Genomic DNA, 25,710 nt, shown 5'->3' with positions numbered 1-25,710 from the left:
CGGCCTTCAACCGGCGTGACACTTCTTGAATTTCCTGCCGCTGCCGCAGGGACAAGGGTCGTTGCGCCCCACGTCCTTGAAGGCGTTGCGCACCGGGGCCTGCGGTTCGTGGTGGTGATGCTGGCAGTGCGGACCGTGGACGTGGCCAGGGGCGTCGTGGCTGTGGTCGTGATCATGCTGACAGTCCGGGCCGTGGACGTGAGATTGAGTCATCTGGCGATACCGTAACGAAGGGAGGATAACCGGAGCGAGATTATCCTCCACGGATCGTGGCGGCGCCATCGCCTTGCGGCCCGCGAGCGCTACTTGAGCTCGATCTCGACGAACACGAACTCGGCATCGTTGGCGTTGACCACGTTATGTTCGGCGCCCTTGTCCCGATAGTAGGAAACCCCCGCTTCCAGCACCGAGAACGTGTGGCCGTCCAGCGTCTCGAGCTCGAGCTTGCCGGTGCTCTGGGGTACCACGACATAGTCGTGCTCATGCGCATGCCAGCCGGTTTCGGCACCCGGCGGGAAGCGCCATTCGGTGACCCGAACCCGGTCGTTGTCGACCTGGACTTTCGATTGGGCCTGCGGGCGGGGCTGGGACTGGGGCCGTGAAGCATCCATGATTCAAATCCTCGAGTAGACAATCAATGTTCGGCACCGGCGCGGTGCCGGAGACGTCGCGACGGCGCTCAGTAGCCGTAACGCTTCAGAATGGCGTCCTGATCCTGAGACGGCTGCCCGTAGAACTCCAGCAGCTGCTCCGGCCGGTTGGTGAAGAAGCCGTCGACGCCGCGCTGCCGATAACGCTCGAAGTCCGCCGGCTCGTCCACCGTATAGAGATGCACCAGCATGCCATCGTCATGGGCCATGCCGATCATCCACGGCTCGGCCAGATCCATGTAGCTGAACTGGCTGCTGAACGCGCCGTCATGCTCGGATTGCACCGCCGAGGGCCCGACACCGATGGCGCCATGATCCTTGGCGAAATCGAGCCAGGATCGATATGCCTCGGGTGACGCGACCTGCTGGCGCGCATAATAGTCGGCCGTGCTCTCGTCGTCGCCCTGCGGCTTGCCCGGCGCAGCCTCGATGCCGCCCTCGCCCAGCCACAGCAGCAGCACACGCGGCACTTGCGGCATGGCCTCTTCCAGCGCCTGCAGGCTGGCCTTCGAGAAGGTCTGCATCACCACGCGACCCGGCGTATCGCCAACCCTGACGGCGCCCTGTTCGGCGGCGGGTCGAGATTTCGTTGCCTTGCCGAGCCAGCCCCGCGCCTCGAGCTTGTCACGCAAGTCCTGCTCGATTCCGGGAAACTGCTCGGGCACCTTGGTTTCGATATAGAGCCCGGGGTGATTCCGACCGTCTTCGGCGATGTCGATCACTTCGTCCAGAGTCAGGATCTCGAGACTCGAATAACTGTCGCGGGCACGATCCGGATAGGCGGCATTGAACCAGCTGCCGGCGTCGAGCCGTTTGAGCTCGTCCAGGGTGAAGCTCGATACCGGCGCGTCGGCTCGGTCAGGGAATACCTCGGCGACGTTGGTGTTGCGCCCCAGCGAGTTGTCGTGAACCGCCACCAGCACGCCATCCTGGGTTCGCTGCAGGTCCAGCTCCAGATAGTCGACGCCCAGATCCCGCGCCAGCAGGTAGGCCGGTCGGGTCGACTCCGGCGCCTGGTAGGAGGCGCCGCGGTGGGCGATCACCGCGTCACAGGGTATCGGGATTTTGGTACATAGCGTCGAGCCCTGGGGCTCGCCATCGCCGGCGGTATCGGCGGCCTGGGCCACGCCGATCGGCAGTATCAGGCTGACACCACAGGCCAGTAGCCAGTGACGTGTCGCAATGGTCATCGTTATCTCCTTCGTTCATCCGTTATCGGGCTCTTCCTGCCGGATACAAGGTTGACGCTACCCGATGACACGCTGGCGACCAAGTCAGGTCCAGGGCGTCGATTTCACCGGCGCTCTCGAAACCCGGGCGTTGTGGCCGAACGACGTATGTTGACCCAGCATAGCCAGCGCCGGACGCAGTGACATCCCGCCATCGCCCCAGTCAGTCCTTACTTCGCCTGGAGCCCTTATCGTTGGTACCGAGCCATTTCCCCTTCCGGGTCAGGCGAGTCGCCGGATCAATTCTCGATAGTCGCGGTTCCGGGATGGCGGCGGCGACACACATGCGTTAAGCTGCGTTCCCATTGCCGTTACCTGTCTGACCGTCGTCACGCGAAGCTGAAAGAGTTGACGACCCTCCTATTTGCCGCCTCCAGGCGCATCAGCCAGCACTGGCATTCCCCGGTAGAGCGTAGCCGCTTCGCTTCGCCATTCGCCGCGACCTAGAGAATACCGAATGAGTTTTGCCTCACTGGGCCTTAGTGCCCCGTTGCTGAAAGCCGTTGCCGAACAGGGCTACGACACCCCTTCCCCGATTCAGTCACAGGCGATTCCCGCCGTCCTCGAGGGAAGAGACGTCATGGCAGCCGCACAGACCGGCACCGGCAAGACGGCAGGTTTCACCCTGCCGATTCTTCACCGTCTGTCTCAAGGTGAGCGCCCCCAGGGCGGCTCACAGATCCCGGTACGTGCCCTGATCCTGACCCCGACCCGTGAACTCGCCGCTCAGGTAGGCGAGAGCGTAGCGACCTACGGCAAGCACCTGCCGCTCAAGAGCGCCGTGGTCTTCGGCGGGGTCAAGATCAACCCGCAGATCGCCACCCTGCGCCAGGGCGTCGACATTCTCGTCGCCACGCCGGGCCGCCTGCTCGATCTCCATCAGCAGAAAGTGGTTCGCTTCGACAAGCTAGAAGTGCTGGTACTGGACGAAGCGGATCGCATGCTCGACATGGGCTTCATCCACGATATCCGCAAGATTCTGGCCGTGCTGCCCAAGCAGCGTCAGAACCTGCTGTTTTCGGCGACCTTCTCCAACGATATCCGCAACCTGGCCAAGGGCCTGGTCAACGATCCGGTCGAGCTGTCGGTCACGCCGCGCAACGCCGCGGCTGCGACGGTGAAGCAGTGGGTCCACCCGGTGGACAAGAGCCGCAAGCCGGCGCTACTGTCGCACCTGATCCAGACGCATCAGTGGCAGCAGGTGCTGGTCTTCACCCGCACCAAGCACGGCGCCAACCGCCTGACCAAGTATCTGGAAGGCCAGGGTATCGAGGCGGCGGCGATTCACGGCAACAAGAGCCAGAACGCGCGCACCAAGGCGCTGGCCGATTTCAAGAGCGGCAACGTCCGCGCCCTGATCGCAACCGACATTGCGGCTCGCGGACTGGACATCGACCAGCTGCCGCAGGTGGTCAATTTCGAGCTGCCCAACGTGGCGGAGGACTACGTCCACCGCATCGGCCGTACCGGCCGCGCCGGCGCCAGCGGCCAGGCCGTCTCGCTGGTGAGCCTGGACGAGAAGAAGGAACTGGCCGGCATCGAGCGTCTGATCAGCCAGCGTCTGAACAGCGAGGCGGTGGAAGGATTCGAACCGACACCCGGCGGCGGCCCCAAGGTCGACGACAACGAGGGCCGTCAGCCACGCGGTGGCCAGCGTCGCGGTAACGGTGGCGGACGCGGCAACAACGCGGGCGGACGCGGCAACGGCGGTGGTCGTGGCTCATCCTCGGGCCAGCGCAGCGGTGCCAGTGGCAATCGCGGCGAAGGCAACCGGGGCGACAGCGGCAACCGCAATGGCGACGCGCCTGCACGTCGGCGGCGGCGTTCCCAGGGTGGACAACGCCGCAGTGGCGGCGGCACGCCCAACGGCAACGTCTGAACCGCGACGCCTGACTCGGCATCAACGACAACGCCACCGTCATTGACGGTGGCGTTATCGTATTCGGGTGCCGTGCCGACGCGGGAAACCTAGTCGAGCACGACCAGCCGATTGGGCAGCTCGTTACGCTCGTGGGTCGCCGGCACATGGGTCTTCAGCAGGTCGCCACAGCTCTCGATGCAGTCGAGAAAGCCCTGCAGCGTCTCGCCGGCTTTGACGCGGGCAGTAAACGCTTCGACGATCGACTGCCAGGTGTCGTCGCTCAACTGGGCCGAGATCCCGCGATCGACGATGATCTCCACGTAGCGCTCGGCTTCCGAGACGAAGATCAGCATGCCGGTACCGGCATCGGTATGGTGCAGATTCTGCTCCAGGAACTGGCGCCTGGCCAGATTGGAAGCGCGCCAGAAGCGCACATGGCGCGGGATCAGGCGCGTGAGTATCGACGGCAACCGAAACACCACCGCCAGCACGATGAAGACCAGCCACTGCACCAGCAGCAGATACCAGGCACTGATGCCGTCCAGCCAACCCAGCCAGTTGGCGATGACGCTCAGCGCGCCCGGCACGATGAGCGCCGTCAGCCCGGCCCACAACAAGGGAATGTAGGTGTAGTCATCGGCCTGGCGTGCCAGGACAGTGACGACTTCGGCATCGGTGTCGCGCTCGATCCGCGTGATCGCGTCGCCGACCTGCCGCTGTTCGCTTTCGTTCAATAAAGACATGCTGTCGTTATCCTGTCGTCTACGGGAACACTGCCTAAATGGCTGCGCAGGCGAATCGCTGCGTTGCGCGGTGCTCGAAAACTCGCCTAACCCTATGTTATGCCTCGTTCTCTGCGCTCCGTGCGTCTTGCGCTTCATCCTGCTCGCCGATTTATTCAGCGTTTCCCTACCAGCCACCGGAGGCACCGCCGCCGCCGAAACCGCCGCCGCCGCCACCGAAGCCGCCACCGCCGAAACCACCACCACCGAAGCCGCCGGACCCACCGCCCAGCGCACCCCCCATCAGCACGCCACCGAGGAACCCGCCGCGCCGGCGCCGTTTGCCGCCACGGCCACCACCGCCGCCGCCACTACGGACGATCAACATGACGATCATGAACAAGGCAAAGAACCAGAAGCCCGCGCCACCGATATGGCGTGACGCTTGACGATCGGGCTGTTGCTGCGGCGCCGCTTCCGCCATGGGATCGCCACCCAGCACCTTGACCATCGCCTCGGCCCCGCGGGTGATACCGCCGGCAAAGTCGCCCTCGCGGAATGCGGGCGTGATGATCTGGTTGACGATCATCGAAGACTGGGCGTCGGTCAGCCGGCCTTCGAGGCCGTAGCCGACCTCGATGCGCACGGCGCGCTCGTCCACCGCCACGATCAGCAGCGCGCCGTTGTCCTCGCCCTCCTGGCCGATACCCCAATGCCGCCCGAGCTGGTAGCCGTAATCCTCGATGGCTTCACCCTGCAGATTCGGCAGAGTGACCACCACCACTTGCTCGGAGGTCGCCTCTTCGTGGGCCGCCAGCATATCGGTCAGCTGGGATTGGGTAGCGGGGTCGAGCAGTTCGGCATTGTCGACGACCCGCCCGGTGAGCTCGGGGAAATCCGGCGCCGCCTGGGCGACCAGCGCGAAGGCCAGTAGCCACAGACCAAGCATCAGCGACGCAGCGCACTTGTACGATTGTCGAACCGGCCAGCGCATCAGAACTCCACCTTGGGCGCCTGATCGGCATTCTCCGTGGTGGCTTCGAAGTTCTCCCGAATCGGCATGTCGCTGTAGAGCACGCTATGCCAGATCTTGCCGGGGAAGGTGCGGATCTCGGTGTTGTAGGCCTCGACCGCCTGGATGAAATCCCGTCGCGCCACGGCGATCCGGTTCTCGGTCCCTTCCAGTTGGGATTGCAGCGCCAGGAAGTTCTGGTTCGACTTCAGTTCCGGATAGCGCTCGGAGACCGCCATCAGCCGGCTCAGCGCACCGGTCAGCTGCCCCTGGGCCTGCTGGAACTGCTGCATCTTCTGAGGATCGTTCAGCGTATCGGCGTCGACCTGAATCGAGGTCGCCTTCGCTCGCGCTTCGACAACGGCCGTCAGCGTCTCACGTTCCTGGCTGGCGAAGCCCTTGACGGTTTCCACCAGATTGGGGACCAGATCTGCACGGCGCTGATACTGGTTCTCGACCTGGGACCAGGCCGATTTCACCTGCTCGTCCAGGGTCGGAATATTGTTGATGCCGCAGCCGGAGAGCGACAGCATCACTACCAGCAGCAGCATCCACCGCCACGGCTGGCGAGCGGCGACGGACAAGGCGGTCACAGGTGTCTGCATGAAAGGTTCCCGATCAGAATTCAGAATAAGCCGTTTCGACAACTCGAGCGTGTCACGGTGGTGCGAAGACATCGAAACGACGATGACGCCAAGTTACAGGTTGGCCAGCGGCTTGGGAAGGTGAATTCCTTCGTGTTCGGTCGGCGTTGCCGTCGCTGGTCATTCACTATCGCCTGCGTCACCATGTTGATGACGGCGCCATCAACCCCGGGGTGCCGTTGTCGGTAGATCGCCAACAAGCAGAAAAGGGCCGTCGAAAGGCCCATCGACAAAGGATTTTTCCGCGTGACACAACGTTTTAACGCTCGCTTTGCCCGTCCCTTCGCGGTACTGGCCCTCGGCCTGGGTCTCGCTGGCGGTGCGCATGCCGCCGCGCCACAGCACGTGCGTATCGCTGTGGACGTGCCCTACCCGCCGTTCGAGTACCGCAACGCCGACGGCGAGCTCGAGGGTTTCGAGATCGAGCTAGGTGACATCCTCTGCCAGCGGGCCAAGCTCGACTGCGAGTGGGTAGTTCAGGGGTGGGATGGCATCATCCCCGGGCTGCTCTCGCGCAAGTACGACGCCATCATGTCATCGATGCGGATCACGCCGGCGCGTGAACGCCAGGTGCTGTTCACCGAACCCTACGCCATGTCACCCAAGGTCTGGGTGGCGCGACGCGGCAGTGATATCTCTCTCGACGATACGGCATCGCTGAAGGGACGGTCGGTGGGCGTGCAGCGAGGCACCACGCAGGACAGCTACATCACGCAGCAGTACGCCGACACCCTGGATATCCAGCGCTACGCCACGGCGGCGGATGTCGCGCTGGACCTGGAGTCGCAGCGCCTGGACCTGGCGTTTCTCAACTATCCGGTCGCGCTGGACTCGCTGGAGATCGGCAACGCCGACAGCCAGTTCGTTCAGGTCGGCCCGCGGATCGACCGTCCGGAGTCGATCTTCGGCAAAGGCAACGCGATTGCGGTTCGCCCCCGCGACAAGGAACTGGCCGAAGTCTTCAATCAGGCGCTGGACAGCGTCTACGCCGACGGCACGTTCGAAGACCTGATGCACCAATACTTCGATTACGACCTGCGTCCCGCCTCTCGCAAGTCAAATACCTGACGCCGCCGAGACGATAAAAAGCGCCGCCAGGGATATCCCGGCGGCGCTCTCGTTCTAGCGCTTCGTATCTCTTCCTTCTAAGCGCTTAAAACTCCAGGCAGATCTTGCCAAAGTGCTTGCCGGACTCCTGATGACGGAAGGCATCGGCAATCCGATCCAGCGAGAACGAGCAGTCGATGACCGGCTTGAGGCCGATGACCTCGAGCGCGCGGATCATCTCGATCTGGTGGCGGCGGCTGCCGACGATCAGGCCTTGCAGCCGCGCCTGCTTCGCCATCAGCTTGGAGGTGGGAATATCCCCGCCGCGACCGGTCAACACGCCGATCAGCGAGATATGCCCGGCAATGGCAACGGCGTCGATGGACTGCGGCAACGTGCCCGGTCCGCCGACTTCGATGACGTGATCGGCACCGCGCCCGTCGGTCAGTGCCTGCACTTTCTTGCCCCACTCCGGCTCTTCGCGGTAGTTGATCGTATGGTCGGCGCCCAGCGCCTTCAGCCGGGCGATCTTGTCTTCGGAAGACGAGGTGGAGATGACCGTCGCGCCCATCGCCTTGGCAAGCTGCAGCGCAAAGATCGAGACGCCGCCGGTCCCCAGCGTCAACACGGTGTCCCCCGCCTTGAGCCCGCCGTCGACGACCAGCGCACGCCAGGCCGTGAGCCCTGCCGTGGTCAGCGTGGCGGCTTCGGCATGGGTGTAGCCCTCGGGGGCGTGGGTGAACCATTGGGCAGGTCGTATGACCTGCTCGCGGGCGTAGCCGTCGACGCCGTCGCCCGGCACCGTCTTGAAGTCGGCAACGCGCGCCGGCCCTTCGAGCCAGTGCGGGAAAAAGGTGGAGACGACACGATCACCGGCCGCGAACTCGGTGACACCCTTGCCCACGGCCTCGACGACGCCCGCGCCATCGGCCATGGGGATCCGCCCTTCTTCGGTCGGGGACTTGCCGCTGACGACGATATAGTCATGGAAGTTGAGCGAACTGGCGTGAAGGCGAACCCGGATCTCCCCCAGGCCCGGCTCGCCGGGGCCTTCGACCTCGTGGAGCTTGAGCTGATCCAGGCCACCGGGGGATTTGAGATTGACGACTTGCATGAAACACTCCTTGAACGAAACGACCTCGATGGATCGCTTGATGGTAACGAGAGTGTAGACGCTCTCCTCCGGCAGCGATCAAGCCCTTTCGGCGACGCCGTTGCCCGTTGCCCGTTGCCCGTTGCCGGCTCGGCATTGCAGATCGCGGGTCGCGGGTCGCGTCACCAGCTCTCTTCGTCGTCGTCTCGTTCCCGCGCCTGTCGCTCCGCCGCTTCCTCGCGCGCGTCGTCGATCACCTGCATGACGTCGCTGACATCGACAAGCGTAGTATCCGGCGTGAAGCGTCCGGTCAGACGGACTTCGGGATGGAGCTCGCCGGCCTCGTAGAGCGCCCAGATCTCCTTGCCGTAGTCGGTCTTCAGCAACGCCGGGGCGAAACGGCCGAAATAGCCGCGCAGGTTGTCGACGTCGCGTACCAGCATCCAGGGCGCGTTGTTGTTGCCGGCCGCATCCACCGCCTGGGGCAGATCGATGATCACCGGCCCGTCGGCGCCGACCAGGATGTTGAACTCCGACAGGTCGCCGTGAATCAGGCCGGCGCTGAGCATCCGGACGACCTCGCCGATCAGGCGCTGGTGATAGTCGAGCGCCAGCTCCGGCGTCAGTTCGACGTCATCGAGACGCGGCGCGACGTCGCCATCGGCATCGACGATCATCTCCATCAGCAGCACGCCATCGACGAAGCCGTAGGGCGTCGGCACCCGCACGCCCGCCTCGGCGAGGCGGTAGAGCGCGTCGACTTCCGCATTCAGCCACGCCGACTCCTGCTCGCGCTGGCCATAGCGGGTCTTCTTCGACATCGCCCGCGCCCGACGGCTGTTACGTACCTTGCGGCCTTCCTGGTAGGCCACCGCCTGCTTGAAGCTGCGCTGTTTGGCCTCCTTGAACACCTTGGCGCAGCGCAGCTCCTCCCCGCAGCGAACGACGAAAACCTGGGCCTCCTTGCCACTCATCAGTTGACTGACGACCTCGTCCACCAGGCCATCCTCGACCAACGGCTGCAATCGCTTGGGTACTTTCATGCTTTCGCTATCCTCACAGGTTCCTGCTGGCCTCAGCGTCCAATTCGGCGCACCCGGCAGCTGCGCCCTTTCAATTTACCCGCGCTCAACGTCGCCAGCGCCTGCCTGGCCACCCCGCGCTCGACCGCGACGTAGGCGCTGCGATCGAGCACCTTGATCTTGCCGACCTGATCGCCATCGATGGCATCGTCGCCGTTGGTCAAGGCCCCCAGCACGTCCCCCGGGCGGATCTTCTGCTTCTTGCCGGCATCGATCTGCAGGGTCGCCATACGCGGCTGAAAGGGCTGCTGCCCGGCGCCGGCACGACCGGGCAGCGGTTCGACGGGCAGGCTCTCGCCTAGAAATTCCTCGAGGCGTTCGAGCCGATAGGCTTCCTTCTCGGTCAGCAGCGTGCAGGCAACGCCGCGTGCCCCGGCGCGTCCGGTCCGCCCGATGCGGTGCACGTGAACCTCGAGTTCACGCGCGATCTGATAGTTGAAGACCGCATCCAGGGCATCGATATCCAGCCCGCGCGCGGCCACGTCGGTGGCAACGAGAACCGACAGGCTCTTGTTGGCGAAACGAATCAGGGTCTGGTCGCGGTCGCGCTGCTCGAGATCACCGTGCAAGGCTTCCGCGCTGAACCCCGCCGACATCAGCTCGTCCGCCACGGCCTGCGTCTCGCGCCTGGTATTGCAGAACACCACGCTGGATTCCGGCCGGTAGTGCAGCAGCAACTGGCATAGCGCAGCAAGACGAGCTGGTTCGTCGGCGACCCGGTGGAAGTGCTGGCGAATGCTCTGCTCGTTGTGGGTCGAGGCCACTTCTACCTTCACCGGTTCGCGCAGCATACGCTCGGCGACCGGCCGTACGCTGTCCCCGTAGGTGGCGCTGAACAACAGCGTCTGGCGTGTCGTCGGCGTGGCCGCGACGATGGCCTCCAGCGCGGCCTGGAATCCCATGTCGAGCATGCGGTCCGCCTCGTCCAGTACCAGCACCGCGAGAGACGAGAGATCCAGCGAGCCCTTGCGCAGATGCTCCTCGATACGCCCCGGCGTTCCGACGACGACATGCGCCCCGTGCGACAGCGAGTTCAACTGCGGCCCCAGCGGCGCACCACCGCACAGCGCGAGAATCTTGACGTTGGCCAGCATTCGCGCCAGCCGGCGCAGCTCTTCGGCGACCTGGTCCGCCAACTCGCGGGTGGGGCAAAGCACCAGGGCCTGAACCTGGAAGCGTGACACATCGAGGGCCGACAGCAGCCCCAGTCCGAAGGCGGCGGTCTTGCCGGAGCCGGTCTTGCCCTGGCCGATCACGTCCCGGCCGCGCAGGATCGGCGGCAGACTGGCAGCCTGGATCGGCGTCATCGCCAGATAGCCCAGCGATTCCAGGTTATCCAGAAGCGCCGGCACCAGCGGCAGCGAAGAGAACGCCTCGGGATGTTCGGCCTTGGCGTGGCTGGTTTCGGCCTGGGCGTGACTGGTTTCGGGATGGTGGATCTCGGACACGGCAAGCGCTCCTGGTCGAGAAGAAGGAATCGATACAATCAACCGGCGGACGTCTCGGGTCTCACCATGTCATGTTCAGGCGCGGCAGAATACCAGAGCGCGCGGTGATTGACGCCGTCTCGTCCCCCGGGGTAGGCGATCCGGGCAAGAAAGGCCAAATAAACCTGCAACATCAGCGCAATGTTGCGTAAAATCTCGCCCGTCGTTGACAACCTGATAGGTAGTGACAATGGGTAGGGCCTTCCAGAACCGCAAGGAATCCATGGCCAAAACGGCCGATGCCAAGACCAAGGTCTACAGCAAGTATGGCCGCGAAATCTATGTCTGCGCCAAGTCCGGTGGTACCGACCCTTCCGGTAACCTGACGCTCCGAGGGCTGATCGACAAGGCCAAGAAGGATCAGGTGCCTTCGCACGTGATCGATAAGGCACTCGACAAGGCCAAGGGCGCCGGCGGCGAGGATTTTTCACCGGCGCGCTACGAGGGCTTCGGTCCCGGCAACTGCATGGTGATCGTCGAGTGCCTGACCGACAACCCGAATCGGACCTTCGGCGACGTGCGCGGCTGCTTCACCAAGACCAAGAGCAAGATCGGCACCCAGGGCTCGGTCAGCCACATGTTCGATCACTGCGCGATCTTCGCTTTCGCCGGCGAGGACGAGGAAGCCGTGCTCGAAGCGCTGATGGAAGCCGATGTCGATGTCACCGACATCGAAAGCGAAGAGGGCCGAATCACGGTATTCGCTCCGCATACCGAATACGCCAAGGCGAAGCAGGCGTTGATCGATACCTTCGGTGAGATCGAGTTCGAAGCCGACGAGATCCAGTTCCTGCCGCAGACCCACACGCCGCTGGAAGGCGACGACGTGGCCATGTTCGAGAAGTTCATCGACATGCTGAACGATCTCGACGACGTACAGAACGTCTATCACAACGCCGAGCTGCCCGAGAACGCCTGACGCGATCGCTTCGAGATCGGCTCGGTCATCAACGAGAAACCCACCTCGCGGTGGGTTTCTTGCGTCCGGGCCGGTGAATCCTGGAATCCGGCGTCAAGGGACGAACCGCTTCAAGGGCTGGCCTTGGAAATCTTGGCGCCGCTCAACGACACCCCACCCTGAATACCCTGATTGTTCATCACGAATGCGACGACTTCCTGATTGGCGGTGTCGTTGGTGATCTGGCCGTTGGCGCCGATGTCCGCAACCGCGACGCCGGCACTGGCGCCAATGGACCAGCCGTTGTCGCTACGCACCCGATTGAGCGCTTTTTCCGTCATCAGCATGTAGATGACCGCCTGCGACTGCGCGCCGGCCTGAAAGCCGATCGAACCACTGGTCGTGGTGTAGTAGCCCGTCTTGGCGCCATCTACCAACAGCAATCCATCACCGTGACTGGCACCAACGATGAAGCTGGCACCCAGCACGCCCGGAAAGACCAGCACGCCTTCCGCCCGGTCGGCCAACGCCCGGGAAGCCGGCACCGATCGATAGAGCCGATCCAGCGTCTGCTGTACGTCCTGATCCAGTTGCTCCCGCTGCGATATTCGGCTTTCGCGGTCGGCGGAAGTCGTCGTGGTGCAGGCGCTAAGCCCGCCGGCCAGCAACACACCGGCCATGATGCTCAAGGCAATTCGACGCCAGAGGATATGCGACATGCGTGGTTCTCCTGAATGAGTCATTTCGTTGACGTTGCCGTTTCGTCGTGTGTCTTGTGAATATCGTTTGCTCTATTAGGTATAGCCCAGCCTGGCGATTTCTGCGGCTTCCTGGCGTTGCGCTCGAGCGGGAAGGCCCAGACGCCGATTAATGGCGATTAAGGAACGCCACCATTCGTGGCCCACAGACTTGGGCAAGGGTTATCCGACGCTCTACGCTAGCGAATAGGCGGTTCAACGCCAACGAATAGCCAAAGGTGCCGACACGAAGGAGACAGCTCATGCCAGCCAAGTCCGAATCCCAGCAAATGGCCGCTGGTGCCGCACTCGCTGCCAAACGTGGCGAGAAGAAGGCCAGCGAACTCAAGGGTGCATCGAAGTCGATGTACGATTCGATGGATGAAAAGGAACTCGAGAAGATGGCATCGGCCTCTCGCAAGGACAAACCCAAGCACAAATCCTGAATCTCGAACATTGCGGATAGCGAGCTTCGCGGTTCGCTTACCGAGGTGCCGCGCGGCCCGTGGTCGCACCTAGCTATGGTCGCACCAAGCCAAGGCCCTCATGGATTCAGGAGACGGCCGATGCGTCATTCTTTCACCGTCATCCCACGCTTCGCCGATCGCCGCGATGCCGGGCGTCAATTGGCCGAGCAGTTGATCGATGCGCCAAGAGCGGATCTCGTCCTGGCGCTACCGTGCGGCGGTGTCCCCGTTGCCTTCGAAATCGCCCGAACGCTGGATCTGCCATTGAGCCTGATCATGGTACGCAAGATCGGGGCACCGGGCCGTCCGGAATTCGGTATCGGTGCGGTCGTGGATGGCGATCCTCCCCAGCTGTATCTCAATGCCGAACTGGTCGAGATGGCCGGTGCATCGGATGCCTATCTCGCGGACGAGAAAGCGCGTCAGTTGAAGACGATCGAAAGCCGCCGGACCCGCTACCTGGGCGACCGCCCCGCCGTCGATGTCGCCGGACGCGCGGTGATCGTCGTCGACGATGGCATCGCCACGGGAGGCACCGCCCGGGCCGCGCTGGAGGCGATGCAGAAGCAGGGCGCCAGGCATGTCACACTGGCAGTGCCGGTTGCCTCGAGAGAGGCACTGGACCAGCTTCGCGACTGGGCCGATGAGATCGTCTGCCTCTCGGCACCGATCGATTTCAGCGCCGTCGGCAGTCATTACGAGGAATTCGACCAGACCACCGACGAAGAGGTGATCGAGCTGCTGGCACAGACCAAGGCTCCCGAGTCGTGACCTCCGGACAGGCTACAGGCGCCTGAAGCTCGACCGGACACAGCATGAACCACGACGTTTCCCGATCTCGTCCCGCCGTGACCTGTTCACCCGTTTCTTTCCTCCAGTTCCTCCAGTTCCTCCAGTTCCTCCAGTTCCTCCAGTTCCTCCAGTCCTTCCAGTTCGTTCAGCCCACTCATCACATGCGACGCACCCATGCCGCCGCCCGATCCTGCGCGTTTTCTCTCCGTGGCAGATGATGACTCCAGACGAGCCCGCTTTTCGCCTACAATAACGGCCCCTAACGCCGTCACGAAGCAGGGTTTGCATGAGTCACGAGACGCCCACAGCCCCGGAACCCACGCCGCGCACCGAGACGCCCGCCGCGAGCCCGCCGCCGGTGATCGCCATCAGCGGCCTCTCCAAGCGTTACGATTCCGGCTTCTCAGCGCTGAAGCAGATCGACCTGGAGATCCAGCGCGGCGAGATCTTCGCCCTGCTCGGCCCCAATGGCGCCGGCAAGACGACCCTGATCAGCATCATCTGCGGGCTGGTCAACGCTACCGGCGGTAGCGTGACGGTCGACGGCCACGATAGCGTCACCGACTATCGTGCCGCACGGGCCAAGATCGGCCTGGTACCGCAGGAGCTGACCAGCGATGCCTTCGAGACCGTATGGAACACGGTGCGCTTCAGTCGTGGGCTGTTCGGCAAGGCGCCGGACGATGCCCACATCGAGCGCGTGCTCAAGGCGCTGTCGCTGTGGGACAAGCGCAAGAACAAGCTGATCACGCTCTCCGGCGGCATGAAGCGCCGCGTGCTGATTGCCAAGGCGTTGGCCCACGAGCCGGAAATCCTGTTCCTCGACGAGCCCACCGCCGGTGTCGATGTCGAGCTCCGGCGTGACATGTGGGAGGTGGTCAGGGAGCTTCGCAATAGCGGCGTGACCATCATCCTGACCACGCACTACATCGAGGAAGCCGAAGAGATGGCCGACCGCATCGGCGTCATCAATGGCGGCGAGATCGTGCTGGTACGGGAAAAGGCGACCCTGATGCGGCAACTCGGCAGCAAGCAGTTGACTCTGCACCTGCAGACACCGCTGGCCAGCGTTCCGCCGGCGCTGGCCCACTACCCGCTGACGCTGGCGGAGAACGGCAACGTGCTGGTCTATACCTACGACGCCAGCGAGGCCGGTGACAGCGATCACGTCAGCATCAGCGCGCTGATCAACGAGATCGAGGCCGCCGGGATCCGCTTCAAGGATCTGCATACCAAGCAAAGTTCGCTGGAAGATATCTTCGTCAACCTGGTCAGAGAGCGCCAATGAACCTGCAAGCCGTCCGCTCCATCTACTTCTTCGAAATGGCCCGCGCCGGGCGCACGCTGCTGCAGAGCCTGATCTCTCCGGTCATTTCGACATCGCTCTACTTCGTCGTTTTCGGCGCTGCCATCGGTTCGCGCATTCAGGAGGTCGAAGGCGTCAGCTACGGCGCCTTCATCGTGCCCGGCCTGATCATGCTGATGCTGCTCACGCAGAGCGTGTCGAACGCCTCGTTCGGGATCTTCTTCCCCAAGTTCACCGGCACCATCTACGAAGTGCTGTCGGCGCCGATCTCGTACTTCGAGATCGTGCTCGGCTATGTCGGCGCCGCCGCATCGAAATCCGCGATTCTCGGGCTGGTAATTCTCGGCACGGCGAACTTCTTCGTCGATCTGCATATACAGCACCCCTTCATGATGCTGCTGTTTCTCCTGCTGACCGCAATCACCTTCAGCCTGCTCGGCTTCATCATCGGCATCTGGGCGGATAGCTTCGAGAAGCTGCAGCTGGTGCCGCTGCTGATCATTACGCCGTTGACGTTTCTCGGCGGCAGTTTCTACGCCATCGACATGCTGCCGCCGTTCTGGCAGGCGGTGACGCTGGCCAACCCGGTGGTCTACCTGGTCAGCGGTTTCCGCTGGAGCTTCTACGGCATCAGCGATGTCAGCGTGGTTGCCAGCCTGGTCATGATCGGCGTGTTCCTGGCGGTCAGCCTGGGCGTGATCAGCTGGATCTTCCGCACCGGCTACCGCCTACGTCCCTGAGACGAAGCCCCCAACCCGAACACGCTGTCGTCTTTTTTCGCGGGCCGTCGATCGGACGCCCGCCCTTTTACGCTTCACGAGTCACGTCATGCCGATACTGCAAGCCTGCGCCCATCGCATCGATAAACAGAGCGACGAACAACCCACCACGCTGACCTGCGGCGAGGCGATGACCGACATGGCGATCGCGGACTCGCTGCTCGCGAACTTCAATTCGAGCTTTCACGGCAAACCCAAGGCGTGGGGGCACTTTGGCGAAGCCGGCGTGGAGGGAGACGCCGAAGACAGCGAGGCGGCGCCTGTCTCCTCGTCACGTTTCGCCTTCGAGCTCGAGCGCTATCGCAGCGGGGAAATCAACTTCACCGACTTTACCCGCCAGACCACCGAAAGCCTGATGCCGTTGCTCGATGCGCATCTTTCGATCGGCGGCCACTGGTGGTTCGTGCACTCCCGTCAGGGCGAGGCGGAATATCTGACGCTGGCCATGCTCCACCAGCGTGACGGCTACGGGTTCGATGACGATCTCAACCTCATTGCCGTCCAGCAACTCAATCTCGGCCAGTTGATGCTGGCAGCCAGGATCGACCTGACCCAGTGGCAGCGCGGGCAGTCGCGCCAGTACATCACCTACGTGCAGGATCGGGGCAACAAGAAGCTGGTCGAAGCGTTCCGGGAGTGGCTGGGTTGTCAGGAAGGCGTCAATGCCGGCGCGGAGACCCGCACCCTGCTCAAGGCGTTCAGCGATTATGTCGAAAGCGAGGATCTGCCCGAAGAGGCCAGCCGGGAGAAGACCGAAACGCTGATCGAATACGCCAACAGCCAGGCCAAGCGCGGCGAGCCGATCACGCTCGACGAGCTCTCCGAGCTGGTCGACGAGCAGCAACCCAAGGCGTTCTACGACTATATCCGCAATCAGGACTACGGGCTGGCCGCCGAGATCCCGCCGGACAAGCGTACCCTGCAGCAGTTCAAGCGCTTTGCCGGCCGCGCCAGCGGCGTCTCGATCAGCTTCGACTCGCACCTGCTCGGCAACAGCATCGAATACGATGACGAGCGCGACCGCCTGATCATCAAACAGGTTCCCGGGCAGTTGAAGGAGCAGATCAAGCAGCGCAAGGGCTAAATCCAGTCAGCACGACTGTCGCCGTTCCAACGAAAAAGGCCCACCCCTTGCCGGAGTGGGCCATCTTTCTTATCGAAACCTACTGCAATATCTGCAGCGCTAGGTCACTTCCCGCGATTGGCCTTGACGCCTCCCTCGATACGACGGCCGATGGTCTCGTCGATGTTGCGCCAGTACTCGAACACGCGAGAGAGCACCGGTTCTTCGACACCGTTGGAAACGTGGCCGACGACGTTGCTGACCAGCCGGTCTCGGGCCGCGTCGTCCATCACCTTGTTGATCAGGTCGTTGGCCTGGCTGTAGTCGTCGTCCGCCGGGCGCAGCGTATAGGCCGTGCGGACGAATTCGCCATCCGCCGACCAGACCGCATCTTCCGGATAACGCGCGGGATCGGCCTTGGGCCCGCCCTTGCTGTTGGGAGCATAGACCGGATCGCTGGCATTTCGCATGCGCATCGCGCCGCCCTTGCCGTAGCTGTTGACCGGCGACTTGGGCGTGTTGACCGGGATGTGCTTGTAGTTCACCCCGAGACGCGCACGGTGTGCATCGGCATAGGAGATGGAGCGCGCCAGCAGCATCTTGTCCGGCGAGAGGCCCGTACCGGGAACCATGTTGTTGGGTTCGAAGGCGGCCTGTTCGATCTGGGTATGGAAATCTTCCGGGTTGCGATCCAGCGTCATCTTGCCGACTTCCATCAGCGGATAGTCGCTGTGCGGCCAGACCTTGGTCAGGTCGAACGGGTTGAGGCGATAGGTCTTGGCATCCTCGAACGGCATGATCTGAACCTGTAGCGTCCAGGTCGGATAGTCGCCCCGCTTGATCGCGTTGAACAGGTCACGACGATGGTAGTCGGCATCGCTGCCCGCCATCTGGTCCGCCTGCTCCTGGGTCATGCATTTGATGCCCTGGTCGGTCTTGAAGTGATACTTGACCCAGAAACGCTCGCCCTCGGCGTTGACCCACATGTAGGTATGGCTGGAGTAGCCATTCATGTGGCGCCAGCTGGCTGGCACGCCACGGTCACCCATCAGCCAGGTCACCTGGTGGGCCGTTTCCGGCGCCATGGTCCAGAAGTCCCACTGCATGTCGTGATCGCGCAGACCGTTGTCGGCACGGCGCTTCTGGGAGTGGATGAAGTGCTGGAACTTCATCGGATCGCGAACGAAGAAGACGGGGGTATTGTTACCCACCATGTCGAAGTTGCCTTCTTCGGTATAGAACTTGAGCGCGAAGCCTCGCGGATCGCGCCAGGTATCCGGGCTACCGGATTCACCCGCAACGGTGGAGAAGCGCGCGACCATCTCGGTCTTCTTGCCCGGCTGCAGAAACTTCGCCTTGGTATACCGGCTGATGTCATGCGTCACTTCGAAATGGCCGAAAGCGCCACCGCCCTTGGCGTGCGGCTGACGATCCGGAATCATTTCACGGTTGAATGCCGCCATCTGCTCCATCAGATAGTGATCGTGAAGCACGATCGGGCCATCAGGGCCGACGGAAAGCGCATTCTCTTCGCTCGCTACCGGAATACCGGCTTCTGTCGTCGTCGGTTTGCGAATGTCGCTAGTCACAGGCTATCTCCGTTATCTCTATGACGTGGCATCATTGCCACGCTAATTGTGTGTCTGGCGATTCGCACCGCAATCGATTCTATCGGTCGCTTGGCCCTTGGTTTGGCGCATCGCCTTTACCTTTGACTACCTCTGCATGGAACTTCTATATGCGAAGTATCACAACACAGATTAATGCTAGGTATAAATAGCGAGTGCTGTCCTGTCCACCAGGCTAATCGGCCCGAATCGGTTATTGTCGCATCAAGACCTTGGGTGAATTCACCAGGGAGCATCGCCTTCGCATCGTAAAGGCCCGGCTCCGCTGACGTTGGCGATAGTCAACATCTAGCCAAATCTATTTTTTAATAGATAAAGGAAATCAAAACGATGGAGAAATTCTATCGCCAAGGATGTATCCATCGTTTCGATACCGCACCTGGAGCCATCAGATCGCTTTCATCGTGCCTATAAATCGATCTAATCCATCGCATGGCTAAATTACATCAATGCCGGAACCAGAAATCGTTTCTATAGTGAGGGCTCGTCACACCATTCACCAAGTATTACGGCACATTTACGGAGCATGGCGTGAAAGGATTCATCAACTCGTTCGTCCCTCTCGGTCGAGGCGGGATAACACTCTTCGTCATGGCATTGCTCTCAGGTTGTAGCCATTCTTTACCGGGTTTCATGAATCCTCAGGGGCCGATCGCCGAGGCACAGAAACACCATTTCTGGTTCGTGGTGGTCGTTACACTGATCGTGGTGTTACCGGTAATCATCCAGACCCCGATCATCCTCTGGCGCTACCGTTACCGTGGCAATGCGGTCTATCGACCGCATTGGGACATGTCGCGCTGGCTGGATATCGCCATGTGGGGCGTGCCTGTCGTGGTCGTCATCGTGCTGGCCGTCGTGCTTTGGCGAGAAACCCACCAGCTCGATCCCTACCGCCCGCTCGATTCCGCCAAGCAGCCACTGCAGGTTCAAGTGGTGGGCTTCGACTGGAAGTGGCTTTTCATCTACCCCGAACAAGGCATTGCCAGCATGGGGCAACTGGTATTGCCGGAAGATCGCCCCATCGCATTTCAGCTGACGTCGGCCACCGTGCTGCAGTCATTCTTCATCCCGGCGCTGGGCAGCCAGATCGACGTCATGAACCGCATGGTCACGAAGCTTCATCTTCAAGCCGACAATACGGGACGCTTCCAGGGCAAGAACATGCAGTACAACGGCAGTGGCTTTCATCGTCAGCGCTTCATGACCCAAGTCGTCGATGATGCGCAATTCGATGACTTCGTCGCTCATGCTCGACGCGATGGCTATCGACTCGATCGACAACGCTTCACCCAGCTGAACGAAAAAAGCGATGCCACCGATTTCGCTGCCATGCTGGGAATCAAGAACTATCAGCATGGCGATCTCATGGCATTTTCGCCCATTCCGTCGCGACTCTTCGACGCCATTGCCCACCATGCACCGATCGACTGGACGTCGCTGACGCCATCGCCGCCCCAAAATCGCAAAACCATGGACGAACGGATGTCACCCTCGAACGCTACCCCCGCGCCTTTTGATGCCGAGGAAAACACTCACGATGAAGCTGACGACAACGGCGGGGAGAAGGCAACGTGAGCGATATCTGGAACTTTGTCTTCGGTCGCCTGGGCTGGGATGCCCTGCCCTTCTGGGAGGCCGTTCGCGATCCGACGACCTTCAATATCATCAATGGCATCATTGCCGGCGGAGCCGCTGGAATGGTCGTGCTGGGCGTGCTCGGCGCCGTGATCCTGGTGACCTGGCTGGGCAAGTGGAAATATCTGTGGTCGGAGTGGCTGACCAGTCCGGACCACAAGAAAATCGGGATCATGTTCATCGTCATCGCCATGGTCATGCTCTCCCGCGCGATCATCGAAGCGGCATTCATGCGCGCGCAGCAGGCCGTCGGGCTGGACGGGGGCTTTCTGTCGCCCGAACACTTCGGCGAGTTCTTCACGACTCACGGCACGATCATGATCTTTTTCATGGCGATGCCGTTCCTTACCGGCATCATCAATTACGTCATGCCGCTGCAGATCGGTGCCCGCGATCTGTCGTTTCCGGTCATGAATCAGATCAGCCTTGGCCTTACCGCAGCGGGCGCGGCGATCGTGATGATTTCACTGGTGCTGGCGCCATTCTCCACTGGCGGCTGGAGTGGCTATCCCCCCTATACGGAACTGTCCTACAGCCCTGATGCCGGGGTCGACTACTGGATTTGGGCGGTGACGCTATCCACGCTCTCCTCGACGCTGACCGGCATCAATTTCGCGGTGACGATCTATAAAAAGCGCGCGCCCGGCATGAAGCTATTTCGTATGCCGCTGTTTACCTGGACCGCGCTGAGCACCGCCATCCTGATGATCTTCGGCATGCCGCCGCTGACGGTCGCCACTGCCCTGCTGGCACTGGATCGCTATCTCGATTTTCACATGTTCACCAGTGATCTGGGTGGCAACATGATGAACTACATCAACCTTTTCTGGGCCTTCGGTCATCCCGAAGTCTACATTCTGATTCTGACGCCATTCGGTATCTATTCCGAGGTATTTTCGACTTTTTCAGGAAAACGACTCTACGGCTATACCCTGCTCGTGATCGCGACCATATGTATCGCCTTCCTCTCGTTTACCGTCTGGCTCCACCATTTCTTCACCATGGGGCAGAGCGCCGCCATCAATGCCGTCTTCGGCATCGCGACGATGCTGATCGGCATCCCGACCGGTGTAAAAGTGTACGACTGGATGCTGACCATGTATCGCGGACGAGTCAGACTATCGGCTCCCATGATCTACGCCGTCGGATTCATCATGCTGTTCGTGATCGGCGGTTTGACCGGCATCATTCTCGCCACCCCGAGCGTCGATTATCAAGTGCACAACTCGCTGTTCCTGATCGCTCATTTTCACAACATGCTGATTCCCGGAACGCTCTTCGGCATGCTGGCGGCTACCAATTTCTGGTTCCCCAAGGCCTTCGGCTTCCGTCTGGAAAAACGCTGGGGACGACGTGCCGCCTACTGTTGGGTCATCGGTTTCATGCTGGCGTTCTTCCCGCTTTATGCGCTCGGCGTACTGGGCATGCCGCGCCGCTCGCTGACCTTCTTCGAGCCCGCGTACCTGCCCTGGACCATTGCCGCCGGTTGCGGCGCGATCGTCATTCTCTTTGCCATGCTGTTCCTGCTGATCCAGCTCTGGGTGAGCGTCCGAGACCGCCATCATAACAACGTCTTTGTCGGCGATCCGTGGGATGGACGGAGCCTCGAATGGGCGACCAGTTCACCACCGCCGGAATACAACTTCCCGGTCATCCCCGAAGTGTTCAGCCGCGACGCCTTCATGGCCGAGAAAGAGCAAGGCAAGGCGTATCAGATACCGGACGAGTTCCCCGATATCGAAATGCCCGCCAACAGCGCCATGGGCGTGATCATCGCGGTGACCGGTACGGCGATGGCGTTTGGTCTGACCTGGTACATGTGGTGGCTGGTGATTCTCGCGGCGATGGTCACGCTGGTCGCCATCATTGCACGCGGCTACGTGCGCAAGACCACGCGCACCATACCCGGCGACGAAGTTCGCCGCACGCACCTGGCCTGGATCGAATGCGTGCGCCGAACGACGCCGGTCGACCGTTCGAAAGAGCAGACGAGGGAAAACCGGGGGCTCCCCGTGCCGCCCGTGGAAGGAGCCGTTCAATGACGACGACCACGAAGATACACCCCGGCCACACCGATCAGGCGAGACCCCGTGCGCACCATCCCGGCCTCAATCTCGGGCCAGCCCATCAAGAGAGCGAGGATACCCGCGAAGAGATGGTGTTCGGATTCTGGGTGTTCATGATGAGCGACCTGATCGTCTTCGGCCTGCTCTTCGCAACCTACGTCACCATGCTCGGCGGTACTGCCGGAGGCCCCGGCCCCAGTGACTTGTTCGAACTCAAGAGCGCCTTCATCGAAACGATGCTGTTATTGATCAGCAGCTTCACGTTCGGCATGGCATCGTTGGCGCTGAAATATCGCAGCGACCGGAAAGTTCTCGTCATCTGGCTACTGGTGACGCTGCTGCTGGGCCTCGGGTTTCTCGCCCATGAACTCTACGACTTCCACAAGATGTTCACCGAAGGCGGCGTGCCCAGCCGAAGCGGCTTTCTCTCGGCGTTCTTTTCGCTGGTGCCCTTGCATGGCCTTCACGTCATCGGGGCCTGTATCTGGTTGATTGCCCTGCTCGGCCAGATTGCCGTGCATGGGCTCGACCCACCCACCAAGACCGGCCTGATGCGGCTGGCCATTCTCTGGCACTTTCTGGACGTGGTCTGGATCGGCATCTTTTCGCTGGTGTATCTGGGAGGCATCGTATGAGCCATCGCCAACTTTCCGAGCAGGAAGCGCGTGAGAAATCCGGCGAGCTACGCAGCTATCTCTGGGGGTTCGGGCTGGCACTGATCCTCACGCTGATTCCGTTCGGCCTAGCGGCCTACACGCAGATGGCAGCGGGAACGCTCTATCTCGTCATTGCCGGCTGCGCCGTGATCCAGATCGTGGTCCACTTCCGCTTCTTCCTGCACATCACGCTGGCCAGGAACAAGCGTGAGGACCTGCAGTTGATCCTGTTTACCGCCCTGATCCTGGCCATCATGGTTGGCGGTACGCTGTGGATTCTCTTCAATCTCTACTATCGGATGATGCCCGACATGTTGCCCTGATCCGATGGATCGATCGTGGCCAGGTCGCCCGCGGCGACGATCGATCCCGGCCCGGCTTCCCGTAGCGCCTCCGGCACGAAAGGCGCCAGCCATCGATGGGTATCAGCTCGATTCCTGTGAATCGCCGGACTGCAGATCGTTTGCCCTGGCGAACGCCAGAATCACCTGCCGCAAGACCTGTCGCTGCTCCTCGGGCAGATCACGGTAGATACGCAGCACCTCGTCTTCCTCCCCATCGACGGGTACGACCCGGGTCGCCTGCATGGGCGCGCGAACCTGCGAAACCTGTTCACCGTAACGCAAGACCTGGGGCTCGATGCCCAACCATCTCGCCAACACTTGCAGTTTGTCCTGCGAGGGTATCGAATCGCCCCGCAACCACCGACGTACCGCCTGGAAGGTGATTGGAGACCCCCAGTAGCGCAAGTTGAACTCACGCTCCAGTACCGAAGGGCGAGGTTCATACCCAGCGGCGGTAAGCGCCGTCTTGAGGCGCAACGCGAACATGCTTTTTTCATCCATGTATTGAATTTGAACTATTTGTTCAATTTACGTTGAACCATAGTTCAAATTTGTATTGAATTATTAATTCAACCCCCTATCGAATTTTGGAGTCGATAGTAGCCGTTGGGCCGCAGTCTCACTAGAAAACGCTCGTTGAATGCCACAGGGATGGGGCGAGGTAAAAGGCTTTGATGAGGTGCCACGCCGTGAACCTGGATTGCTACGAAACATGGCGCCAAGACGTCATGGACCAAACAAGACAAATCGATACATTAACCGAGCAGCGTCTCGACCGGGTACGCTGGATCGCCAAGCAGCACTACAAGGTGACGGATGCCTGGTTCACCCTGGTGGGTAGCGATCGGCAATGGTGCAGGAACAGCGAAGGGTCGGTATCGACCGACATTCCGGATGCCCTGTCTTTCACCCATCACACCCTGCGTCACAACGAACTCTTCGTCATCGAGGATGCATTGCGTCATCCCGAGTTCGCCAACCACCCCCAGGTCGTCGGATCGCCCCATTGGCGTTTCTTTGCCGGCGTGCCCATACGCGACATCGAAGGCGGCAGCATCGGTACGCTGTGTCTCGTGCACACCTCGCCGATTCCGAGCGGGACGCTGAATTTCGAGATGCTCCATGTGCTTGCCCACCAGATCGAGGATGAGATTGGCCGTCATCTGCTGATCCAACGTCCGCCCGGGCTAAAGCTCGACCAGCTCGACGCCCTGACCGGTCTGCCTGATCGGGGTCTGCTCCAGAGGCTGATGAGAGAAGAGCTGGCGCTTGCCAGACAATCCCAGGGCAATCTTTCGGTCTGTCTGATCAACCTGGATGGATTCAACAGCATCAACGAGTCGCATGATACCGCTGCCGGGGACGCCGTGCTCAAGGTCATTGCCGATCGTCTGCGCGATGCCGTACGTCGCAAGGATGTGGTGACGTATCTGGGAGGAGACGAATTCGCCATCATTCTGCGCGACGTGCTGCAGCCGGCGATCTGCCGACGCATCCTCGATCAGATCCGCACTCCCATCCAGACAGAAGAACACGTCCACAGCCTTACCGCCAGCATGGGCATCACCTGCTATCCCGACGACGAAGCGGATGCGGACGCGCTCCTGCATCACGCCTATCAAGCCATGTACTCGGCCAAGGAAGCGGGCAAGAACGGGTACTGCTATTTCGATCCCAAACTCCATCACTCTCGTCGCGAGCGCCTGGCGATCGCCCGTGATGTCCGCCTGGCGCTGTCACAGCAACAGCTGGAACTCTTCTATCAACCGGCGATCGACTACCACCTCGACACGGTAACGGGATTCGAAGGATTGCTACGCTGGCGCCTGCCCTCGGGCAAGATTCTGCCGCCGGGCCGCTTTCTCCCGCAGATAGAGCACACCTGGCTCGACATCGAGATAGGCAAATACGTCATCGACAAGGCAGTGACGGCTATCGAAGAGATCATGCGGCGTGGCCTGCCCTATTCGGTCAGTGTCAACGTCAATCCATCCAGTTTTCTGGATAGCGGCTTTGTCGATCACTTGCACCGCACCCTTGCACACCACGATCAAAGCCTGGTGGAACGGCTCACGCTGGAGATACTGGAAAGCGCCTCGCCGCAGGAGGACATGGATACCATTGCCGCCAATATCCAGGCTTGCCTCCAGCTCGGCCTGCAGCTATCGCTGGATGATTTCGGCACCGGTCAATCGTCGCTGAGTTACCTGCGCACTTTCCCCACCCAGAAGATCAAGATCGACCGCTCCTTCGTGATGGGGATGCTCGACAACCCCGAGGACGAAGCCATTGTCGCGGCGGTCATCGGTCTGTCGAAGAGCTTCAATCGGCAGTCCATTGCGGAGGGGGTAGAGAATGTCTCGATCGAGGCGCATCTCAAGGACCTCGGCTGCGACATCGGGCAGGGCTTCTACTACAGCCCCGCCCTGCCTTTCGAAGAAGCCCTTCAATGGGCGGATAATTACCAGCGGCAACGCTGAATCACTCGACACGGAACCACTCGACACTG

The 25,710-nt window shown here is 61.6% G+C and carries 25 protein-coding genes; 13 read left to right on the top strand and 12 right to left on the bottom strand.

Annotation, left to right across the window (positions count from 1 at the left end):
- Window positions 1-6 precede the first annotated feature (6 nt).
- From R3F72_RS05865 to R3F72_RS05855, 3 genes are all read right to left on the bottom strand, one after another.
- Window positions 7-213 carry an SEC-C metal-binding domain-containing protein gene (locus R3F72_RS05865; protein ID WP_087718503.1) on the bottom strand — a complete coding sequence of 69 codons (207 nt, stop codon included), beginning with the start codon at window positions 211-213 and terminating at the stop codon, window positions 7-9.
- Between the two features lie 89 nt (window positions 214-302).
- Window positions 303-611, bottom strand: coding sequence for a cupin domain-containing protein (locus R3F72_RS05860; protein WP_087718391.1), 309 nt, complete (start codon window positions 609-611; stop codon window positions 303-305).
- A gap of 68 nt (window positions 612-679) precedes the next feature.
- Window positions 680-1,840, bottom strand: a complete 1,161-nt coding sequence (locus R3F72_RS05855; RefSeq protein ID WP_087718390.1) for a glycerophosphodiester phosphodiesterase — start codon at window positions 1,838-1,840, stop codon at window positions 680-682.
- A gap of 496 nt (window positions 1,841-2,336) precedes the next feature.
- Between R3F72_RS05855 and R3F72_RS05850 the strand changes: the two genes are divergently transcribed.
- Window positions 2,337-3,758 (top strand): DEAD/DEAH box helicase, encoded by a 1,422-nt coding sequence (locus R3F72_RS05850; protein WP_087718389.1) that lies wholly within the window; start codon window positions 2,337-2,339, stop codon window positions 3,756-3,758.
- Window positions 3,759-3,847: 89 nt separating this feature from the next.
- Here the strand turns inward: R3F72_RS05850 and R3F72_RS05845 are convergent, their stop codons facing one another.
- From R3F72_RS05845 to R3F72_RS05835, 3 genes are all read right to left on the bottom strand, one after another.
- Window positions 3,848-4,483: a TPM domain-containing protein gene (locus R3F72_RS05845; RefSeq protein WP_087718388.1), complete on the bottom strand. Its 636-nt coding sequence runs from the start codon at window positions 4,481-4,483 to the stop codon at window positions 3,848-3,850.
- Window positions 4,484-4,649: 166 nt separating this feature from the next.
- On the bottom strand, window positions 4,650-5,456 hold the full coding sequence (locus R3F72_RS05840; RefSeq protein ID WP_332779155.1) for a TPM domain-containing protein: 807 nt from the start codon (window positions 5,454-5,456) through the stop codon (window positions 4,650-4,652).
- Window positions 5,456-6,079 carry a LemA family protein gene (locus R3F72_RS05835; RefSeq protein WP_332779154.1) on the bottom strand — a complete coding sequence of 208 codons (624 nt, stop codon included), beginning with the start codon at window positions 6,077-6,079 and terminating at the stop codon, window positions 5,456-5,458. Before R3F72_RS05835 ends, R3F72_RS05840 begins: the two co-directional genes overlap by 1 nt.
- 285 nt (window positions 6,080-6,364) lie before the next feature.
- Here R3F72_RS05835 and R3F72_RS05830 point away from each other — a divergent pair, with 285 nt between their 5' ends.
- A complete protein-coding gene (locus tag R3F72_RS05830) occupies window positions 6,365-7,186 on the top strand; it encodes a transporter substrate-binding domain-containing protein (RefSeq protein ID WP_332779153.1) in 822 nt (273 codons plus the stop codon).
- Between the two features lie 85 nt (window positions 7,187-7,271).
- On the opposite strand, the gene R3F72_RS05825 is transcribed toward R3F72_RS05830, so the two are convergent.
- The 3 genes from R3F72_RS05825 to dbpA all read right to left on the bottom strand — a co-directional run bounded on the left by R3F72_RS05825 (window position 7,272) and on the right by dbpA (window position 10,788).
- Window positions 7,272-8,279, bottom strand: a complete 1,008-nt coding sequence (locus R3F72_RS05825; RefSeq protein WP_332779152.1) for a zinc-dependent alcohol dehydrogenase family protein — start codon at window positions 8,277-8,279, stop codon at window positions 7,272-7,274.
- A gap of 161 nt (window positions 8,280-8,440) precedes the next feature.
- Window positions 8,441-9,301 carry a PA4780 family RIO1-like protein kinase gene (locus R3F72_RS05820; RefSeq protein WP_087718384.1) on the bottom strand — a complete coding sequence of 287 codons (861 nt, stop codon included), beginning with the start codon at window positions 9,299-9,301 and terminating at the stop codon, window positions 8,441-8,443.
- 32 nt (window positions 9,302-9,333) lie between these two features.
- The gene (gene dbpA, locus R3F72_RS05815; protein ID WP_442978332.1) at window positions 9,334-10,788 is read right to left on the bottom strand and encodes an ATP-dependent RNA helicase DbpA; all 1,455 of its coding nucleotides are present in this window, start codon (window positions 10,786-10,788) and stop codon (window positions 9,334-9,336) included.
- A 229-nt stretch (window positions 10,789-11,017) separates the two neighbouring features.
- On the opposite strand from dbpA, the gene R3F72_RS05810 reads away from it, so the two are divergent.
- Window positions 11,018-11,746 carry a YebC/PmpR family DNA-binding transcriptional regulator gene (locus R3F72_RS05810; RefSeq protein ID WP_276232131.1) on the top strand — a complete coding sequence of 243 codons (729 nt, stop codon included), beginning with the start codon at window positions 11,018-11,020 and terminating at the stop codon, window positions 11,744-11,746.
- A 110-nt stretch (window positions 11,747-11,856) separates the two neighbouring features.
- Here R3F72_RS05810 and R3F72_RS05805 read toward each other — a convergent pair whose 3' ends face one another.
- Window positions 11,857-12,444: a BPSL1445 family SYLF domain-containing lipoprotein gene (locus R3F72_RS05805; protein ID WP_332779151.1), complete on the bottom strand. Its 588-nt coding sequence runs from the start codon at window positions 12,442-12,444 to the stop codon at window positions 11,857-11,859.
- Window positions 12,445-12,725: 281 nt separating this feature from the next.
- Here R3F72_RS05805 and R3F72_RS05800 point away from each other — a divergent pair, with 281 nt between their 5' ends.
- From R3F72_RS05800 to R3F72_RS05780, 5 genes are all read left to right on the top strand, one after another.
- Window positions 12,726-12,908: a DUF3008 family protein gene (locus R3F72_RS05800; RefSeq protein ID WP_087718381.1), complete on the top strand. Its 183-nt coding sequence runs from the start codon at window positions 12,726-12,728 to the stop codon at window positions 12,906-12,908.
- 120 nt (window positions 12,909-13,028) lie between these two features.
- Window positions 13,029-13,700 (top strand): phosphoribosyltransferase, encoded by a 672-nt coding sequence (locus R3F72_RS05795; protein WP_332779150.1) that lies wholly within the window; start codon window positions 13,029-13,031, stop codon window positions 13,698-13,700.
- A 307-nt stretch (window positions 13,701-14,007) separates the two neighbouring features.
- Complete coding sequence (locus tag R3F72_RS05790) at window positions 14,008-15,009, top strand: ABC transporter ATP-binding protein (protein WP_087718379.1); 1,002 nt, start codon at window positions 14,008-14,010, stop codon at window positions 15,007-15,009.
- Window positions 15,006-15,767: an ABC transporter permease gene (locus tag R3F72_RS05785; protein WP_087718378.1), complete on the top strand. Its 762-nt coding sequence runs from the start codon at window positions 15,006-15,008 to the stop codon at window positions 15,765-15,767. Before R3F72_RS05790 ends, R3F72_RS05785 begins: the two co-directional genes overlap by 4 nt.
- An 88-nt stretch (window positions 15,768-15,855) precedes the next feature.
- Window positions 15,856-16,890, top strand: a complete 1,035-nt coding sequence (locus R3F72_RS05780; RefSeq protein ID WP_332779149.1) for a nucleoid-associated protein — start codon at window positions 15,856-15,858, stop codon at window positions 16,888-16,890.
- A gap of 104 nt (window positions 16,891-16,994) precedes the next feature.
- Here R3F72_RS05780 and R3F72_RS05775 read toward each other — a convergent pair whose 3' ends face one another.
- Window positions 16,995-18,458, bottom strand: a complete 1,464-nt coding sequence (locus R3F72_RS05775) for a catalase (RefSeq protein ID WP_332779148.1) — start codon at window positions 18,456-18,458, stop codon at window positions 16,995-16,997.
- 630 nt (window positions 18,459-19,088) lie between these two features.
- Here R3F72_RS05775 and R3F72_RS05770 point away from each other — a divergent pair.
- The 4 genes from R3F72_RS05770 to cyoD are packed head-to-tail and all read left to right on the top strand — an operon-like array spanning window position 19,089 to window position 23,180.
- Window positions 19,089-20,075 (top strand): ubiquinol oxidase subunit II, encoded by a 987-nt coding sequence (locus R3F72_RS05770; RefSeq protein ID WP_332779147.1) that lies wholly within the window; start codon window positions 19,089-19,091, stop codon window positions 20,073-20,075.
- A complete protein-coding gene (locus tag R3F72_RS05765; protein ID WP_071229851.1) occupies window positions 20,072-22,177 on the top strand; it encodes a cbb3-type cytochrome c oxidase subunit I in 2,106 nt (701 codons plus the stop codon). The genes R3F72_RS05770 and R3F72_RS05765 overlap by 4 nt, the downstream gene beginning before the upstream one ends.
- Window positions 22,174-22,836, top strand: a complete 663-nt coding sequence (locus R3F72_RS05760) for a cytochrome c oxidase subunit 3 (RefSeq protein ID WP_332779146.1) — start codon at window positions 22,174-22,176, stop codon at window positions 22,834-22,836. The genes R3F72_RS05765 and R3F72_RS05760 overlap by 4 nt, the downstream gene beginning before the upstream one ends.
- Entirely contained in the window at window positions 22,833-23,180 is a 348-nt protein-coding gene (cyoD, locus tag R3F72_RS05755; RefSeq protein ID WP_332779145.1) for a cytochrome o ubiquinol oxidase subunit IV, read from the top strand. Before R3F72_RS05760 ends, cyoD begins: the two co-directional genes overlap by 4 nt.
- 102 nt (window positions 23,181-23,282) lie before the next feature.
- Here cyoD and R3F72_RS05750 read toward each other — a convergent pair whose 3' ends face one another.
- Entirely contained in the window at window positions 23,283-23,687 is a 405-nt protein-coding gene (locus R3F72_RS05750) for a transcriptional regulator (protein WP_332779144.1), read from the bottom strand.
- A 242-nt stretch (window positions 23,688-23,929) separates the two neighbouring features.
- On the opposite strand from R3F72_RS05750, the gene R3F72_RS05745 reads away from it, so the two are divergent.
- Window positions 23,930-25,681 carry a putative bifunctional diguanylate cyclase/phosphodiesterase gene (locus R3F72_RS05745; RefSeq protein WP_332779143.1) on the top strand — a complete coding sequence of 584 codons (1,752 nt, stop codon included), beginning with the start codon at window positions 23,930-23,932 and terminating at the stop codon, window positions 25,679-25,681.
- The last annotated feature ends 29 nt before the right edge of the window (window positions 25,682-25,710 follow it).

It is taken from the genome of Salinicola sp. 4072 (genome assembly GCF_036663415.1).
GTDB lineage: Bacteria > Pseudomonadota > Gammaproteobacteria > Pseudomonadales > Halomonadaceae > Salinicola > Salinicola salarius_A.
Note: the sequence above shows the minus strand (reverse complement) of the source record. Positions and strands in the feature narration are given on the sequence as shown.

What these genes read in the sequence shown, in the direction of transcription:
- R3F72_RS05865 (WP_087718503.1), bottom strand. Translation starts at nt 213, where the DNA reads ATGACTCAATCTCACGTCCACGGCCCGGACTGTCAGCATGATCACGAC.
- R3F72_RS05860 (WP_087718391.1), bottom strand. Translation starts at nt 611, where the DNA reads ATGGATGCTTCACGGCCCCAGTCCCAGCCCCGCCCGCAGGCCCAATCG.
- R3F72_RS05855 (WP_087718390.1), bottom strand. Translation starts at nt 1,840, where the DNA reads ATGACCATTGCGACACGTCACTGGCTACTGGCCTGTGGTGTCAGCCTG.
- R3F72_RS05850 (WP_087718389.1), top strand. Translation starts at nt 2,337, where the DNA reads ATGAGTTTTGCCTCACTGGGCCTTAGTGCCCCGTTGCTGAAAGCCGTT.
- R3F72_RS05845 (WP_087718388.1), bottom strand. Translation starts at nt 4,483, where the DNA reads ATGTCTTTATTGAACGAAAGCGAACAGCGGCAGGTCGGCGACGCGATC.
- R3F72_RS05840 (WP_332779155.1), bottom strand. Translation starts at nt 5,456, where the DNA reads ATGCGCTGGCCGGTTCGACAATCGTACAAGTGCGCTGCGTCGCTGATG.
- R3F72_RS05835 (WP_332779154.1), bottom strand. Translation starts at nt 6,079, where the DNA reads ATGCAGACACCTGTGACCGCCTTGTCCGTCGCCGCTCGCCAGCCGTGG.
- R3F72_RS05825 (WP_332779152.1), bottom strand. Translation starts at nt 8,279, where the DNA reads ATGCAAGTCGTCAATCTCAAATCCCCCGGTGGCCTGGATCAGCTCAAG.
- R3F72_RS05820 (WP_087718384.1), bottom strand. Translation starts at nt 9,301, where the DNA reads ATGAAAGTACCCAAGCGATTGCAGCCGTTGGTCGAGGATGGCCTGGTG.
- R3F72_RS05810 (WP_276232131.1), top strand. Translation starts at nt 11,018, where the DNA reads ATGGGTAGGGCCTTCCAGAACCGCAAGGAATCCATGGCCAAAACGGCC.
- R3F72_RS05805 (WP_332779151.1), bottom strand. Translation starts at nt 12,444, where the DNA reads ATGTCGCATATCCTCTGGCGTCGAATTGCCTTGAGCATCATGGCCGGT.
- R3F72_RS05800 (WP_087718381.1), top strand. Translation starts at nt 12,726, where the DNA reads ATGCCAGCCAAGTCCGAATCCCAGCAAATGGCCGCTGGTGCCGCACTC.
- R3F72_RS05795 (WP_332779150.1), top strand. Translation starts at nt 13,029, where the DNA reads ATGCGTCATTCTTTCACCGTCATCCCACGCTTCGCCGATCGCCGCGAT.
- R3F72_RS05790 (WP_087718379.1), top strand. Translation starts at nt 14,008, where the DNA reads ATGAGTCACGAGACGCCCACAGCCCCGGAACCCACGCCGCGCACCGAG.
- R3F72_RS05785 (WP_087718378.1), top strand. Translation starts at nt 15,006, where the DNA reads ATGAACCTGCAAGCCGTCCGCTCCATCTACTTCTTCGAAATGGCCCGC.
- R3F72_RS05780 (WP_332779149.1), top strand. Translation starts at nt 15,856, where the DNA reads ATGCCGATACTGCAAGCCTGCGCCCATCGCATCGATAAACAGAGCGAC.
- R3F72_RS05770 (WP_332779147.1), top strand. Translation starts at nt 19,089, where the DNA reads ATGGCATTGCTCTCAGGTTGTAGCCATTCTTTACCGGGTTTCATGAAT.
- R3F72_RS05760 (WP_332779146.1), top strand. Translation starts at nt 22,174, where the DNA reads ATGACGACGACCACGAAGATACACCCCGGCCACACCGATCAGGCGAGA.
- cyoD (WP_332779145.1), top strand. Translation starts at nt 22,833, where the DNA reads ATGAGCCATCGCCAACTTTCCGAGCAGGAAGCGCGTGAGAAATCCGGC.
- R3F72_RS05750 (WP_332779144.1), bottom strand. Translation starts at nt 23,687, where the DNA reads ATGTTCGCGTTGCGCCTCAAGACGGCGCTTACCGCCGCTGGGTATGAA.
- R3F72_RS05745 (WP_332779143.1), top strand. Translation starts at nt 23,930, where the DNA reads ATGGACCAAACAAGACAAATCGATACATTAACCGAGCAGCGTCTCGAC.